This is a genomic window from Flavobacterium alvei, from assembly GCF_002920895.1.
In the GTDB taxonomy this organism is placed as follows: Bacteria; Bacteroidota; Bacteroidia; order Flavobacteriales; family Flavobacteriaceae; genus Flavobacterium; species Flavobacterium alvei.
The window spans coordinates 546126-563522 of the sequence record NZ_PQVG01000001.1 but is presented as its reverse complement, the minus strand read 5'-3'; the positions used below and the strand labels follow the sequence as shown (position 1 = coordinate 563522).

10 protein-coding genes and 1 tRNA gene are annotated in these 17397 nt (G+C 35.2%); 2 read left to right on the top strand and 9 right to left on the bottom strand.

The window, feature by feature from the left end; translation table 11 throughout:
• Position 1 precedes the first annotated feature (1 nt).
• Both C3L50_RS02310 and C3L50_RS02305 read right to left on the bottom strand, forming a co-directional pair.
• The gene (locus C3L50_RS02310; protein WP_103804674.1) at positions 2-1150 is read right to left on the bottom strand and encodes a GNAT family N-acetyltransferase; all 1149 of its coding nucleotides are present in this window, start codon (positions 1148-1150) and stop codon (positions 2-4) included.
• 56 nt (positions 1151-1206) lie between these two features.
• A complete protein-coding gene (locus C3L50_RS02305) occupies positions 1207-1695 on the bottom strand; it encodes a DUF1761 domain-containing protein (RefSeq protein WP_103804513.1) in 489 nt (162 codons plus the stop codon).
• A gap of 216 nt (positions 1696-1911) precedes the next feature.
• Between C3L50_RS02305 and C3L50_RS02300 the strand changes: the two genes are divergently transcribed.
• Both C3L50_RS02300 and C3L50_RS02295 read left to right on the top strand, forming a co-directional pair.
• Complete coding sequence (locus C3L50_RS02300; RefSeq protein ID WP_103804673.1) at positions 1912-2694, top strand: leucine-rich repeat domain-containing protein; 783 nt, start codon at positions 1912-1914, stop codon at positions 2692-2694.
• 399 nt (positions 2695-3093) lie between these two features.
• Positions 3094-3166, top strand: a tRNA-Met gene (locus C3L50_RS02295).
• Positions 3167-3320: 154 nt separating this feature from the next.
• Here the strand turns inward: C3L50_RS02295 and C3L50_RS02290 are convergent.
• The 7 genes from C3L50_RS02290 to C3L50_RS02260 all read right to left on the bottom strand — a co-directional run bounded on the left by C3L50_RS02290 (position 3321) and on the right by C3L50_RS02260 (position 17375).
• Complete coding sequence (locus C3L50_RS02290; protein WP_103804512.1) at positions 3321-5522, bottom strand: endo-1,4-beta-xylanase; 2202 nt, start codon at positions 5520-5522, stop codon at positions 3321-3323.
• A 59-nt stretch (positions 5523-5581) separates the two neighbouring features.
• A complete protein-coding gene (locus tag C3L50_RS02285; RefSeq protein WP_103804672.1) occupies positions 5582-6958 on the bottom strand; it encodes a glycan-binding surface protein in 1377 nt (458 codons plus the stop codon).
• 37 nt (positions 6959-6995) lie between these two features.
• Positions 6996-8627, bottom strand: a complete 1632-nt coding sequence (locus C3L50_RS02280) for a RagB/SusD family nutrient uptake outer membrane protein (RefSeq protein WP_103804511.1) — start codon at positions 8625-8627, stop codon at positions 6996-6998.
• A gap of 11 nt (positions 8628-8638) precedes the next feature.
• A complete protein-coding gene (locus tag C3L50_RS02275) occupies positions 8639-11734 on the bottom strand; it encodes a SusC/RagA family TonB-linked outer membrane protein (RefSeq protein ID WP_243400316.1) in 3096 nt (1031 codons plus the stop codon).
• A 381-nt stretch (positions 11735-12115) separates the two neighbouring features.
• Positions 12116-14839 (bottom strand): beta-galactosidase GalB, encoded by a 2724-nt coding sequence (gene galB / locus C3L50_RS02270; protein WP_207764293.1) that lies wholly within the window; start codon positions 14837-14839, stop codon positions 12116-12118.
• 50 nt (positions 14840-14889) lie between these two features.
• A complete protein-coding gene (locus C3L50_RS02265) occupies positions 14890-15912 on the bottom strand; it encodes a glycoside hydrolase family 43 protein (protein ID WP_103804508.1) in 1023 nt (340 codons plus the stop codon).
• A gap of 29 nt (positions 15913-15941) precedes the next feature.
• Positions 15942-17375, bottom strand: coding sequence for an MFS transporter (locus tag C3L50_RS02260; protein WP_103804507.1), 1434 nt, complete (start codon positions 17373-17375; stop codon positions 15942-15944).
• Positions 17376-17397: the final 22 nt, after the last annotated feature.

The following is a 17397-nucleotide window of genomic DNA, read 5'->3' as shown; positions in this document are numbered from 1 at the left end:
TTTATTTGAAAGGATTTCGCTCTTTCCATTCTACTTTGGGTTCTAAATAGCAATATATTTTTTCAAAAATAGGGTCGATAATTGGATTGTTATGTTGGGCAAATCCATACATTTCTTGCGGCTTTGCGCCAATCGAACTCTTTATTTCTAAAGCCGTTCTCGCAAAAATAATTTCTTTGAAACCTTGGTTGATAGAGTAGGCAACCATATCATAAAGCATATTCAAATACAGCATTTTTTCGCGTTGAATACTATCGTCATAACCTAAAAAATAGGTATCCATAACTGCTCCGTTTTTGATAATGGTATTAAAACCAATTAATTTATCATCTAAAAAGTAACCATAAAAAAGGAATTTGTCTTGAAGTAGTTCTTTAAAAGTTCTAAAATGATTTTTAGTTAAGAAAAAAGTGTTGAAATGGGCGTTTTTAGCCACGTGATAATACAAATCATAAATGGATTCTTCGTGTTGTATGATATCGGCAAGTTCCATTTTCTTTTTTTCAATTCCCTCTGCTTTTTTTCTAGCCCGTTTGTATTGATCTCGATATTTTTTAGACAAAGCATTGATGTAATCTTGTTCCGATTTCCAATGATTTGGAATCTCAAAATGCATATTAGGTTGAGCTGAAAACTGAAAGTATTCTTTGAATCCAGCTTGATAAAATGGGGTTAAGTTTTCTTCGGGAAAGTCTTTGTAAGTTGTTATGTGGATTTTAAATCCTTTGTTTTTGAAAATAATTTTTAGTTTTTGAGCCGCTGTTTTTAATGCAAGTAGTATCTGAACTTCGTCTATTTTGTTCGAAAAGGTATAGGCGTTTTGCCCTGTAAGCATATTGTTGCCGATGATGAGAATATGGGAACATAAGTTTTTTAAAAAGCTATTTCGAACTGCATTTTTTACACATTTATCTCGTTCTCCAAAGGATTCTAACTTGTTTAAGTCTAAAAATTGCGAAAGCGAAATTCCAACCAATTCACCTTCATTATAGATTCCAATAAAATGACAAATCATATTTGTTGGAGCTGATTTTTGTAGAATTTCTAAATAGTCTTTGCTTAGAAAAATATTGTCTATAGCAAAATCATTCCAATTACTAGGAAGTTCAGAAATAGAGGAATAAATTGCTATGGATAGAGGTGTTTTCAAATAAAAAAAATCGCCCACAAATGTAGAGCGATTGTATTATAATTAAATGTTAAATATTATTTCCAGCCACAAATTATGGCTCCCATAATGGTCATAATTACTGTCCAATAACCAGCTTGTATGGCCATATATTTCCAAGATTTTTGTTCGAAAAGTCCGTTAATCGAAATGATGGGCAAAGCAAGAAAAATTCCTGACATAAAACCATGCAGAGCACCGTGTTTAAAAGTTCGAAAAGCATCACCATAATCGGCCAAGAAAGCACTATAAGATGGTTTTGCAGTGGCAATAAAATCAGGACCTCCAATCATTCCTAAAGTACCCATTTGATGAATAACTAAAGTAGGCATCAAAAAGGCTAGCATCAGTGAATAAACAAATGTGAGTCCGAAAATTTTCAACATGTTTCCTTTTTCACATTGCTCTTGGGTCAAACCAGATTCTTTCATCCAAATGGTTCCGAAAACCTTAGGATTGTACCATACAAATCCTACTACAAAAGAGGACAAAGCGGCTACTAAAATTGCTAAGAAGTTAAATGGCATAGTTTTGTGTTTTTGAGTTAGAATATCAAATATAATTTTTTTTTTGAATTATTTGGTAATTTTTTTGAAGCTAATTAAGAATGAATTAATGTATAAACAATATTTTGTAAGATTATAGTTTAAATTAAGATGTATTTGTGTGTTTTGTCGATTATTTTAGAACTTTATCTAAGTTGTTTGTATATTTGTTTAACAATTTGTCAAAAATCAAGCGTTATGAAAAATATATATACATTATTTTTAGTTTTCTTGTTTTCATTAGTAATGAAAGCAGAAGTTTCAGTTGCTGAAAAAAATGCACTTGTTCAATTGTATAATGCTACAAATGGTGCAAATTGGACCTCTAAATGGGATTTGAAAACTCCAGTATCTTCTTGGTATGGAGTAAAATTGCAAGATGATAAAGTTGTTGCAGTTCAATTGCAAATGAATAATTTAGTGGGGACTTTGCCGTCTTCAATTGGAGATTTGAAATCGTTGGAGGTTTTAAATTTATCTTTTAATAAATTGTCAGGTTCTATACCAGCTTCTATTGGCGAATTAAGTTCATTGAAAACTTTGTCAATGTTTATGAATTCTCTTTCGGGAAATCTTCCTTCTGAAATTGGAAAGTTAAGCAATCTTGAAACTTTGTCTTTATACAATAATGAGATTGAAGGTCAAATTCCATCTAGTCTTTATAGTTTGAAAAATTTGAAAGTTTTGTATTTAAATAGTAATAAATTATCAGGCACTTTGAATGCTGAAATTTCAAATATGGTTAGTCTTCAACAGCTTAGTTTATTTGATAATAAAATGAACGGACAAGTCCCATTTGATATTGCTAAGTTGAATAATTTAAAAGAAATGAATATTTCATATAATCAGTTCAGTGGTTTTGTTTCTAAAGATTTAGCGAAGTTGGATATGTTAAATATGACTATGATCAATAATAAAGGTGTTGCTCAAGCATTGAAAGTTTCAACAGAAAGAAATACAGCTATTGTATCAGAAGAATAAATCTAAGTAAAAAGTTAGTTTTTTAAAGTATTTACAAAAAAAGATTGGTTAGTGTAAAAAGGAGTAGAAAATAAATTTTTCTACTCCTTTTTTTAATGGTTATCAAAAGGATTAAGGTAAAATAAGTTTTTTTTGCCGTTTAAGAGCATTGTACCTGTCAATATTCATCTTGTGAAAAATAATGTTTTATAAGTTAGATTCTAGGTTCGTTTGGTAATTTTTCAATGACTTTGCATCACCTAGTTATTATTAAAATTGAACTATTAGAAATTAAATGAAGACAATAAGAATTTAATAACATTAACTGCTTTTAAGTCAGTGTAATATATTAAATATAGATATTTTTATATAAATCACTTGTATTTATTAAAATTCGGTGTATCTTTGCACCCGAAACATCGCGGGATAGAGCAGTAGGCAGCTCGTCGGGCTCATAACCCGAAGGTCACAGGTTCGAGTCCTGTTCCCGCTACTAAGAGAAACCATTCATTTCTGAATGGTTTTTTTATGACCATTAACGGAATTAAAAAAAGCTGTCTGAAAATAGTTTCAGACAGCTTTTTTATTGATTTAGATTGCCAAATTACATTCTTAAATCCAAATTGAAAATGGAATGTGAATTAAAACTAATTTTTAGGTTGTAATTCTCCAGAAAACCCTAAACTTACATCTTTTCCAGCCAAACCATCGGCAGTTCCTTTGTAGGCGTGTTTTCTAGCGTAATTGGCATCCCAAAGATTTGGCGATTCATTAGGGAGCCAAAATTCGTGTTCGTTTTTGTTGTCGGAAATTCCCCAAATGGTTATGCCGTATTGTTGGGCTGTAGGTATGTATTTTTTGTACATATCAATCACATATTGGTACATTGCGGCTTGAGCCGCTTGTTGCTCTACTGTAGGAGCATTGGTGCCTAGTCTAACATCCAATTCAGAAACTTTAATTAGTTTTCCAGAAGCGGCAAGCAATTGGAACATTTGAGCTATTTTATCTTTGCTAGTATCTAAAGAAATGTGCATTTGAGTTCCAATTCCGTCAACAGTTGCGCCTTGTGTTTCTATGTATTTCACATAATTAATTAAACCTGTGCATTTGTCTAATCTAGATTCAAGATTGTAATCATTGATGAAGAGTTTGTCTGTAGCATTTCCATTTTGACGAGCCAGTTTGAAAGCTGTTACAGCATAATCTTTTCCTAGATATTTCACCCAAGAAAAATAATCGGTTGCTGTATCCCCTTCGGTCCCATTTCTTAAGGTTCCATCTTCTTTCATAGGTTCGTTTACAACATCCCAAGCAAAAACAGATGGTTTGTAATGAGTAACCATTTTAGAAATCCAATCTTTCATCGCATTACCAATAATTGTAGCTTTTTCAGCATCAGTTTTTTCGATAGTGGTTGAACTTGTTCCTCCACCTCCGCTAGCAACTGTTGGGGTTACCAATACATTGTCAATATAGTAAGTTCCTGCAACGGCACCTAAATCAAAGTTAAATCCGTCTTCGGCACCTGTACCTGTGATTTTCCATTCGATAAATTTCCAAGCTGTAGAAGTGGCTTGGTCTCCTTGGTATTGCGCATTTCCAGTGGTTGAACACCTTACAGACCCAACCGCATCTGATTTAATATAATAGGAAATAGTGTAAGCTGTTCCTGAAGTTAATTTAGATGTAAAATTAGAGTGAATTTGTGTTTTCCATTGACTACCTGTATTGCTAGTTGAATTTAGTATTTTCATAGCACCGTTTCCTTCGTAGGACTCAGCTGCACTGGCAAGATTCAATGCGTTTGCATCGCCGTTGTATTTTGACCATCCAGATATATCGGTATTAAATTTGCCATTGCTAACCAAATTTGTAACTACTGGAACGGCATCAAGATCTACAACACTCAATGTGTTTACATCTATATAATAAGTTACATTTGGTAAATAGCCCATATCAATACTGAATTTGAAAGTGGTACTTCCGGCTTTAAAATCGGCTGCGTTTACTTTGATTTTTAGTTGTTTCCATTGAGAAGTGGTTGCAAAACTGGCAGTCGCTGCCCCGCCTGTGTTATACCAATCTTTATAAGGGTATTGATTAGTTAATGAAGCATCAAAAGAGATTCGTCCTTGTCCGCTTGTTTCAGATTTGATAAAGAATGATACTTCATAATTATGTCCGCTTACAACTGGAATTGCAGGTGTTGTCAGTTGCAAATCCCAAGGATTGGCAGATGTAGCACTGGAGATCATTTTTAGACCTTGTGTTGTTGCAGATAAACCAGCACCATTTACAACAGTCATTCCAGCACCTTGATTTCTTGACCAACCTGTAAATGTTCCGTTTTTTAGATTCGTTAAATCAAGCACGTTTGTTCCGCTTGAACCCGGAATTATAGTGGGTGCAATCAAGCTGTTTAAGTAGCTAGCATTTTGGTTAGAATGCCAAACTAAGGTGTGCCCATAAACGGTTAGCCCTGCTTCTTTTACTTTAGCAATGAAAGCATCTACTTTAGTAAAATCGATAGCTCCATTGGCTTTCACCATTGGACCGTGTTTCATTTCATATCCAATGGTTACTTCGTCGAAATTTTCATTGGTTAGTTTACGATAGGTTTCGTTGGTCATATACAAATCAAGACCTACGCCACCACCAAGTATAAAGGTCGTGTAGTTTTTTAGGGGTTCATATCGACTTATTTTTTCTTGCAATTCAAGAGGTAGTTCAGCTCCGGTTACTTCGCCGTGACTAGGGTCTTTTCCCCATTCCATTATTTGATCATCGCAGGATGAAAATAACAAGAAGGATAGCACTATTAGGGGTAATATCTTTATGTATTTCATTTTTAATATTTTTAAATTAGACAATTTACTTGCTTATTTTGGTCTTTTGAAACTGTTTTTTAATTAGAAAAGTCGTTGAAAACAGGAGTTTTTAGAGAAACAATTCTCCAATTGTCTGTAGCCACACTTATTGAAGTAGCACTTGACGGAAATTCAGTTGTACTATCAACTCCAGTAATATTTTTTAATTTAATATCAGAGTTTTCAAAATAGATACCAAAGTTTTTATAGTTGGCAGCTTCACGATAAGCCAAAATGGTTTCGAAAGTGTAGTTCTTAGTAGCGTCAGAATAAGCATATATTTTGCTTAACGGGATGGTTACAGTTGTCCAGCCTGTAGTTTGAAATTCTTTTACTTTTCCATCTACAATCCAAGGCACATAATTGTAACAGGCTCCTGCCCATTCGCCACCATTGAAAGCATTTGATAAACAAATTTTTAAGAAACCAGTGTTACTCCAAGCAGTAGGTACAAAAATATCGAACTGAAAGGCTATTTGGTCTAAAGGTGTAGTTGCAGGAATGTAAGTAGTTAGTAGTGAACGCCAGTTGTCTTCTGGGCTACTTCCTGAGGTCCAAACTTCGGAACATCTATTTTTTGCGGCATCAAAAGAAGCGACACGTGATGGACGATGCGGAACATATTTTCCTTGAGAAGTGTTTTCAACTCCTGTAATTGTCGATACTAAATCTGTTGGGGTAATCATACTTGTTGTATTCCAATATCCTTGTGCTCCTTTGTCATCGAAATTAAGTAAAAGTCCTTTTTTGAAATTAAAATAAGCCGGAGAATAAGCACCTCCATTTGAACATTTAATCAATAAGGAACCACCAGCATCTGATACACCATTTGGAACAACAACTGTGAAAAATTTTCCATCTTTGTCTGATGTTATTCCGGTTGTTGTTTCGATATTTCCTGGGAAAATTACTTTGCTTACCTCGGTTAAACCAGTTCCATAAACAGTAATTTTTTCTCCTGCTTTAGGCAATGTATTCGAAATGTTGGTAATTGTTGGTGCAGATGAACGTATTTCGAATGAAAATGTAGTTTCGAAATTGTCATTTACCAAGCGTATTGTATTTCGGATATCGGCTGCTGCTTCAAGAGTTGGTGTGTCTTTTGAAATGCTAATTAAAAAAGAAGTGTCTGAAACATAAACGACATTAAAATAAGTTGAGTACCCGTTGATATATACTTTTTTCAAATGTGAAAACCCAGAACCTTCAACACGAATGGTTTGTCCTAATCGGGCAAAATTAACTTCTCTGTCGGGTACCGCTGAATTGACATCTTCTAGAAATACTTTGGTAACAGTTATTTCGCTACCAGAAGAATCGCTACTTTCACAAGAAGTGAACTGCATTGCAAAAACAATTAATCCAAAAAAGATTGCTGTTTTCCAATAATTTATGTTTAAAATATGGTTCTTCATATCTATTATTTTTTTTAGGTTTGGTACCATTTTGGTTTTAGAATAAATTGGTTATTTTAGGCTCAGTAAAGATATATGGAACTGCTTTTTCTTTCAAAAGTGGGTTTTGTACAACCTCAGTATCTGGGTAAGGCAATAAGAAAGTAGTTTCATTAGCAGTACCTACAGCACGACTTGAATTACTTTTTGAAGCATCGACCGAAACTGTGTTTGTTGCCGTGTCATAAAGGATGGGAACGATAACCCCTCTTTGTTGTCCATTAATATAATTAATAACCTCTTGTTGTTTATAATACGCTCTGCGAACCAAATCATACCAATACTGCCCTTCCATACAAAGTTCTACTCTTCGTTCGTGAATGATATCGGTGTAGGTTAGACTTGTTTTTGCAGTTAAACCTGCACGTAAGCGAAGAGCGTTAATGCTCGCTAAAGCGCTTGCATCGGTGGTATTTGCATTGTTTCCTAAAATTGCTTCTGCGTGATTCAAATATACTTCGCCTAAACGCAACATATAGGTATTCAAACCTGAGTTCATTCGGGATGTTTTGGCATTGTCTTTTGTAGAGCCTACCACACCTTTTTTGACATTCAGAAAGCTTTTTTCATGATCAACTGTATATCCACCATTCGCTTTGCTTATTTCAGGATAAAAATCATCGTCTCCCATCCAAGTTGCTTTTCGGCGAGTATCTTTTGATTCGTATTCTTTTAAAACATCATATGAAGCTCTTGTCCAATACCCCCAAGCGGCATCATCTCCAGTTATAGCAGAATTTAATGCAAAATAGGCTTGTTGAGTATTGTTAACCCCATAATCACCTCTTGGTACCCATTGTAGGGCAAACATCGATTCGGTGTTGTTGTTATTGTCCACTTTATATAAATCAGCATAATCTTTCATTAAAAGATAAGGCCCTTCATTGATTACTTTTTCGGCAGCTTTTTTGGCTAAATCAAGGTATTTTTGATCGCGAGTTCCACTATTTGGATTATCACTTAGTCCAGAGTACGATAAATATACACGAGATAACATTCCATAAGCACTGTATTTTGTTAAACGCCCTGATTGCGCAGCTTGGTTAGGCAAGTATTTTGCAGCAAATTCTAAATCACGCATGGCAAATTCGTAAACATCTTTTGTTGGGTTTTTGTTTACAATTGGATTTTTTACTAATTCATTCGGATCAGTAGAGATAATAACATCTCCCCACAAAGAGGCCAAATACCAATAGGCTGTGCCTCTCATAAAACGGGCTTCAGCAAGATATTGGTTTTTTTTATCGGCACTAACAGGGCTACCTGAAATTCCAATAATAACATTATTAGATTGTTGTACCACATTATATAAGGAAGACCAGGCCGAAACCAATGGCCCCGTTAATCCTGTTACTGATAAGTCGCTGAACGGATAAACATAGTCCGAAAAAGGTGCGTACAGGTTATAAGAACGTCCATCTCCTAATCCGTAATAAAATTTATCATTAAAATCGAACCAGACTTTATTGTATAAAGGACCTGTAGCCGCTTTAAAATCTTCTTCTGATTTATAGAAATTATCCTTTGTAATTACATCTTCTGGAGTTACATCTAACAGATCACTACAACCCAAAGCAAAAAGGGGTAATGCAATCATTAAGATCCTGTATAATATGTTTTTTGTTTTCATCGTAGTATTTTTTAGAAATTAGCAGTTAATCCGAAAGTATAAATAAGTGGAGATGGGTATCTTCCATTATCAATACCTGTTAAAAGTGCATCTTGATTGATAGACCCTACTTCGGGATCATAACCTTTGTATTTAGTAAAGGTAAATACGTTTTGCATATTTGTATATACTTTAAGGTTAGTTAGTTTCATTTTAGAAACTACATTTTGTGGCAAATTATAGCCTATTGAAATATTTTTAATTCTTACATAAGAACCATCTTCAATGAATCGGTCACTATATCTATAATTTGAAGTCGAAGAGGCAGATGAAGCACCAATTCTTGGCATATAAGGATCTCCTCCTACGATTGCTACATTTCTATAATCATTTGGACCATTAGGGTCGATTAATGCTAACTGTGCATATCCTGTTGCTGACTTTAATAAGTTTGTGCTTTCTCGAGGATTTTCTAACCAGCGTCTTTGATAATTTACAACATCGTTTCCATAAGCACCTGTTAGAAAAATATTTAAATCAAATCCTTTGAATGAGAAGGTGTTTCCAAATCCCAAAGTAAATTTAGGAGCAGGATTGCCAATGTAGGTTTGATCTTTTTCGTTAATAACGCCATCTTTGTTAAGGTCTTTAAAGATATAATCGCCAATCCAAACACTGTTTTCAGCAATTTTCATCCCTTCTGGCAAAGCGGTTGGCACCACATTTCCTTGGGCATCTTTATAATAAAAATCGGTAGCTTTTTCGAAACGTCCTATCACTTGGTAGCCATAAAATTGTCCAATAGGTTGTCCTACTGCTGTTCGAGTAACGATAGTTATATCTGACCCTTGTTGAAGTGTTTTGTTCAACACCCCTGTTTCGGTATTTAGTTGTAACACCTTGCTCATATTTTTAGAAAAAACAAGGTTAGATTTCCAAGTATAATCTTTTGTTTGAACGTTTATGGTGTTTAAAGTGAATTCAATTCCTTTGTTTTCTAGAGATCCAATATTAACCCACGGAGCCGAAGTTGCTCCTTGACCAGTTGTTCCAACGTAGGCAGGTAAAGGCAATTGAAGCAATAAATTATCTGTTTTTTTATAGTAAACATCAGTTGTTAATTCAATTCTGTTATTTAATAGTCCCAAATCAAATCCAGCGTTACTAGAAGTTGTAGTTTCCCATTGCAAATCTTGATTGGCCGTGTTTGCAGCTAGTAATCCAGTTCCCCAATTGGTAGCAGATGCGTTGTAAACTGAGGTGTATGCATTGTTTGGTACATTTTGATTACCAACCATACCCCAACCTAATCTTAATTTTAAATTATTTACAGTTTTGCTATCTTTTAAAAAGCTTTCATTCGAAACTTTCCAAGCAAAAGCTGCCGATGGAAACCATCCCCATTGATTGTCTTTGTAGAATTTAGAGGAACCATCTCGTCTTATTGTTCCAGTTAGTAAGTACTTATCGTCATAAGAATAAAAAACTCTTCCGAAATAAGAACTCAGTGCACTTGTACCACTTCCATTTGAGTTTTTTGCAGTTGTTGCATCACCAGCATTCAAATCAGTTGCGCCATTTGTTAAATATCCTGTTCTTGAACCATATAGATTTTCCCAATGTGATTCTTGCATTTCTTCTCCAAGCATCGCATTAATATTGTGAACTCCAAATTTTTTGTTGTAAGTCAATAAATTATTCCAATTCCAATATTTGCTATCCGATTTTGATCTTTGTCCTGTTCTAACTTCATTTACAATTGCACCAAAAGTATAGGACGGATCAAATTTGTAATCGCTATGAAAGCCATAATCTATGGAGTAGGTCGTTTTAAATTTGAGGTCTTTTGTAAAACCTATTTCGGCATAAGTAGTAGCTCTCATTCCAACTTGAGTGTTATGATTGTCTTTTAACATAGCCAAACCAATAGGATTTGTTTGAACAAATTCGCTAGTTGCTGGCCCGTCATATGTGCCATCGGCATTGCGAACGGCAACATTAGGGGTTTGTTTGAGAGCTGTTAATATTAATGAATCGTCAGAAACAGTTGTTTTTTGTTCAGCATTGCTCAAATTAAAATTCACACCCATTTTTAAATAATCTTTCACTTGAGAATCAATTACACCTCTAAGATTAAAACGTTTGAATGCCGATCCAATAGCAATACCATCTTGGTCTAAATAGCCAATTCCCATTGAATAGGTGGTTTTGTCAGTTCCTCCAGAAGCCGAAAGATTATAACTTTGCATCATAGCTGTTGTAAACAATTCTTTTTGCCAATCGGTACCTTCGCCTAATAAATCAGGACGTATAAAATTAGTATCACGTGTTACAATGCCTAAACTTGCCAAGGTGTTTTTATGAACAGCATATTCTCTAAGATTAAGCAAATCCAGATTTTTAGGAATTTCTTGCCAGCCCACATAGCTATCAAAGGTTAAAGAAAGTTCTCCTTTTTTTCCGTGTTTGGTTGTGATCATAATAACTCCGTTTGCCGCTCTAGACCCGTAAATGGCTGTAGCAGAAGCGTCTTTCAAAACATCCATCGAAACAATGTCGGATGGGTTGATGGAGGATAATGGATTCGTAAATGAAGAGCCTGTACCTCCGTCAATAATTACACCATCAATCACAAAAATAGGCTCGTTTGAACCGTTTAATGAGCTAATTCCACGAATTCGAATGGAGGAACTAGCCCCAGGCGCTCCACTGTTTTGTTGAATATTAACCCCTGCAGCTCGTCCTTGTAAAACTTGGTCGATAGTAGTTGAAACAGATTGTTTGAAGGATTCGCTAGATACAGATGAAACTGCACCTGTCAAATCTGCTCTTTTCATTGAGCCGTAACCTACAACCACAACACTATTTAAAGTGGTTACTTCTGATTCTAGAACTACGTTAATTTTGCTTTGTTTGTTAACAGCGATTTCTTTCTTGTTGTAACCAATAAAACTGAATACTAAAACTCCGTTTGTCGGCACTGATTTAAGTGTAAATACACCATCCATATCTGTTACTGTTCCTGTTTTGGTTCCTTTTATAGAGACATTTACCCCCGGAATTGGGCCGTCTTTATCTGAAACTTTTCCTGACACAGTCGTTTGAGCTTGTGTGCCTAAGCTAAACATGAACATTAGAATTAAAAACCCAAGCTGTTTAATTCGTTGGCTTTTAATAAATAAAAAGTTAGTCATAAAATAATTTATTAAATGGTTAATTTGGTTAGTCTTAAACGATAGTATATTCTCATAAACTATAGTTTAGTTTTACAAATATATATATAAATTTCAACATTACACAATCGGTTGCAATTTATTTTTTTATAAATTTTGAAAAAAAAGTTCTATAATATTTCACTATGTTATATTTTAGATTGATTTATATGAGAAATGTTTTTTTTATTTCGATAAAAACTGTTTGAAACTGTTATTTTGTTTAGGAATTTGATGTGCTTTCTACTACTTAAATATATGTTTTTAGAGAGAGAAGGTACGTTTTTGAAATAAAAATTAATAACTTTTTATTTCAATTGTAGTTTTCTCCAATCCATCAGCAGTAATAATTAGTTTCATCTTGCCCTTAATTCCTTTTTTGGCACGAACAATTACCAGTGCCATTCCGTTGTAGGCTTCCCGTTCGTGAGATGCAAATGAAACTAAACTGGCAGGATCGCCATTATCGGTAGAGACTATTTCTCCCAAACCTTCGAGGCTAAAATTGATTTTGTTGTTGGCATCAGGAACCATTAATCCGTTTTTATCCGTGATTTTAATTGTTATGAAAGCCAAATCTTCTCCATCGGCTTTTATTTTTTTTCGGTCGGCTGTTGCCAATAATTTTGCAGTCTTATCAGTAGTTTTTAGTGTTTCTTGAGACCAAAATTTACCGTTTTTATAGGCTACTACTTTCAATTCTCCTACTTGGTATTTTACATCATCCCAGCGAATGCGATATTCGAACTCGGCTTTCTTTTTTCTGCCAAGTGATTGTCCGTTCAAGAACAATTCGGCTTCATCACCCGAAGTAAATATGTGAACTGGAGTGATTTGTCCCGCGCGATTTGTCCAATTCCAATGAGGCAAAATATGTGCTATTGGCAATTCTGGTCTCCAACGAGATTGATACAAATAGAAACGATCTTTTTTGAAACCCGCCAAATCAATTATACCGCAATAAGAACTGCGAGCCGAGTAATAGGGAGTAGGTTCGCCAAGATAATCCCAACCACTCCAAACAAATTCACCAGCAACATAAGGATGACGGTCTTGGGTGGCAAAAACTTTATCGGGCGAAGACCCAAATTGGGCAGTATAAAGTTCATATCCGCTGACTTCTTTGGTAACAGGATTGGCGCCAACACCATCACTAACAGGAGCTGAATTTTCAAGCGTAACCGGAAAAATATAGGAACCTCGACTGCTCAATGCTGAAGCGGTTTCGCTACTTACAATCATTTTCTCTGGGAATGCTTTTTGAAATGCTGGATAAAGGGGCGCAGTTCGAATTCCTCCTTTTAAATGCAAATAGGCAGGAGCATCTCGGATTCCTTCGCCTTGATAATTCAGACTCATAAAATCCATTTCTTTGGAAAAAGGCATATCGGGTTTGGCAAAATTTTGCGATGCCGAAGCGGGTCTTGTGGAGTCTTCTTCGTGGACAATGTTACGTAATTCTTGAGCAATTTTTGCTCCTGCCGCATCCGTATATTGTTCGCCAACTTCATTACCAAAACTCCAAGCAATAATGGAGGGATGATTGCGATCCCGACGAATGAAAGAGCGAGTATCGGCTTCGTGCCAATCGGGAAAAATTAAATGAAAATCGTGCGGCGTTTTTTTTCGTTCCCAACTGTCAAAGACTTCATCAATGACCAAAAAACCCATTCGATCCGTCAAATCCAATAATTCTGGAGCAGGAGGATTATGTGATAATCGAATAGCATTGCAACCCAATTCACGTAACATTTCCAATTGGCGTTGAGCTGCTCTAACATTAAATGCGGCTCCCAAAGCTCCCAAATCATGGTGTTGGTTTACACCTTGAATTTTGATTTTCTCCCCATTTATTAATAATCCTTTGGTGGGATGAAACTCAATTTTGCGAATTCCAAATGAGGTGTCGTATTCATCTACTTGGTTTCCAGCTATAAAAATTTGGGTTTTTGCTACATATAAATTTTGCTTTTGTTGTGGGTAAATACCCCAAAGCATTGGGTTTTTGAGTAGGGTTTTGCTTTTTATTGTTTGTTTTTCATTGGCATTCAAACTAATATTTTCTGAAAGGAAATTAGTTATTGCTTTTCCTTTGGCTTTGCCAAAATCATCCGCAGCAAAGATTTGAGTTTTGGCTTCAACTAGTTGTGTTGAGGTTGTTTTATTTTCTAGTTTTAAAGAAAGATGGATAGTGGCTTCTTTGCTAGAAATTTCAGGTGTGGTGATAAACGTTCCCCATTGTGCCACGTGAACTGGAGCTGTTTTGGTCAGCCAAACATTGCGATAAATTCCGCCACCAGGATACCATCTTGCCGAGTGGTTTGGATTGTCAAGTCTGATGGCTAATTGATTTATTCCACCAAAATTTAAGTAGGGCGTTAAATCCAATCGAAAAGAATTATACCCATAAGGCCAGCCACCAACTAAATGTCCGTTGAGCCAAACCATCGCATACGACATTGCTCCATCAATATCCAAATAGATTATTTTGCCTTGATCGGATTTAGAAATATCTATTTTTTTGCGATACCAAGCCACACCTTGACTAGGAAGTCGTCCCATTCCGCCACCCACTTCGGGTTTATCTCCAGTGTAAAACGGTTTGTTAATGGCCCAATCGTGAGGCAAAGTTACTTTTTGCCAAGCATCGTCTTTGAAATCTGCTTTTACAAACGGAAAGTCAGTACCAGGATTGCCTTCAGGACGAATGTGTTTTTGGGTTGGATCATTTATAAAGTCATTTGCCGATGGAAGAATCCAATTTTTTAAAACGTCCTCTTTTGATTCTATTTTTACGGCTTCGGTAGGTTTAGAATCGGCAACTTTGTTGTCGTTTACTTCCTCTATTTTAGGGCGAACATCATAAATAAGATTGTCTGGATTGTTCTCATAACGCATAAAATGCCAACCTTCGTCGAGTTTAATTCGCTCTCTTTTGAAACTTGATTTTAGTTCTTGACCATAAACTTTAGCCTCACAGAGTGTAAATAAAACAATACTAATCCAGAAACCAAAATTCATTATTTTTTGACGGTTCATGCTTTATTAGGAATAAAATCTTGTAAACAGAATTAAATTTCTCGATACGGATTGATAGTAATTATTGAACCATCTTCATTATAAGTGATTTCAGTAACTTTAATAGATCTTAGATGAGTCACACCTTTTGACAAACTGGAATCGTGATAAAATAAATACCATTTTTCATCTACTTTACAAATAGAATGATGCGATGTCCAACCAATTACTGGATTTAGAATTCTTCCTTGATAAGTAAATGGGCCATAAGGATTATCTCCAGTGGCATAGCAAATAAAGTGTGTATCACCAGTTGAATAGGAAAAATAATACTTCCCGTTGTATTTATGCATCCAAGAAGCTTCAAAAAAGCGGCGATTATTATCTCCAGCTAATAAAACCTCTCCATTTTCATCAAGGATTTTGATTTCTTTTGGTTCTTGGGCAAATTGTTTCATATTAACAGAAATGCGAGCAACAATTGGACCTAAGGCAGGTTCGTTAGCTAAAGGTTCTTCATTAGAATCTGAATATTGGTTGTTGCGGTATTTTTGAAGTTGCCCCCCCCAAATACCTCCAAAATAGATATAATGTGTGCCATCTTCATCTTCAAAAACAGCGGGATCTATGGAATAACTTCCTATAATAGCTTCTGGTTCTGGAATAAATGGTCCAGTTGGAGAATTACTGATGGCTACCCCAATTTGGAAAATTCCATTAGCACGTTTGGCAGGAAAATACAAATAGTATATTCCGTCTTTGTATGCAGCATCAGGAGCCCACATTTGGCGTTCAGCCCAAGCAACATCATCAACATGCAGCGCAACACCATTATCAATCGTTGGAGCATTTACATTTTCCATTGAAAGAACGTGATAGTCTTCCATACCAAAATGATCTCCATTGTCATTAAATGGAATTCCTGCATCAATATCGTGTGAGGGATAAATGTATATTTTGCCATCAAATACGTGAGCAGAGGGATCTGCGGTATATATATGTGATACTAGAGGTTGAGAAATGGCTTTTTGGTTAATTTTTTCAAAATCAATATGTTCGATGCTTTCTTTAGACATGATAGTATTTTTAATTTATTGTAAAATAGTTAAGCTCTTCTTTGTTTTAAATCTGATTCGATTTGCACTTCCATTTTTTTATTAATTTCATAGAAAAATAGTAGCCCAACTCCAATTAAAAAAGGGATTGCAGGGAAAATGCTTATTAATAATTTGATTCCGTTTATGGCATTTTCTGACTGGATTAATGAATTAGGAGCATAGTCAAAATGCCCCAAAATTGATGTTGTCAAGGCACCTCCAATACTCAATCCTGCTTTTAATCCAACCATCATTGCCGAAAAAATAATTGCTGTAGCACGGCGATTGGTTTTCCATTCAGAATAATCAGCTACATCAGCAATCATAGCCCAAAGAAGTGGAATGGTAATGCCGTAGAAAAATCCGTGAAGAATTTGTGAAAAGAACATTAATGCAATTGATTTTGGAGCAAAAAAATAAAAGGCTATGATAAAAAAGGTTGAGATTAAAAGAAATAGTTGAAATACGTTTCTTTTGCCATATTTGTCGGCCAAATTTTTAGATAATGTAATTCCAACAATCATAAAAATAATCCCACCCGCATTAAACAATCCAAAACCAGCCGAGATGGGGTCGTTACCAAATGGATTCATTCCGATGTTGGAAAGAAAATCTAATATGGGTTGAATAAAAATGGCTAATTGCGTTTTATCAACATAGTTTTCGAAATAATAGACATAAGAACCGCCTTTCATTGCTAATGTTATGAATGCTAGCAATGTAAGTGTAAGCATAATCAACCAAGGTTTGTTTTTGACTAAATCGCCTAAATCTTCCTTCACACTAGATTTTTGTTCAGGTTTTGGGACAATACGTTCTTTGGTAGTCAAAAAAGTAATCAGTAGCATAATAGTTCCAACGATGGCCAAAACGGTCATTACCTTTTCAATCCCTACGGCTTTGTCTCCGTTTCCAGCACTTTTAATGATGGCGAGCATAAAAACTTGTACAAAGAATTGGGCAAACATAACGGCCACAAATCGATAAGACGACAAACTGTTTCTTTCAGACATATCTCCAGTAATCACGCCACTCAAAGCAGAATAAGGCAAATTATTAGCAGCATACAACATCAGTAGCAACGAATAAGTTACAACGGCATAAATAACTTTTCCTTGATAGGAGAAATTGGGAGTTGTAAAAGCTAACAAAGCAATAACTCCTAGTGGAACTGCTGTCCATAAAATCCAAGGGCGAAATTTCCCCCATTTTGAGTTGGTTCTGTCGGCAATAGCTCCAATAATTGGGTTGAAAATAAAGGCCGCGATTAAACCAACCACGAGCATTATTATTGAAGAATGTGCAGGCGATAATCCATATATATCGGTATAGAAATAAGCGAGATAAGTCATCAATGTTTGGAAAACTAAGTTGGCAGCTAGGTCGCCAAGGCTGTATCCAATCTTTTCTTTTACTGATAATTTTTGTGAAGCTGAATTCATTTTTGTATTAATTTATTTTGAG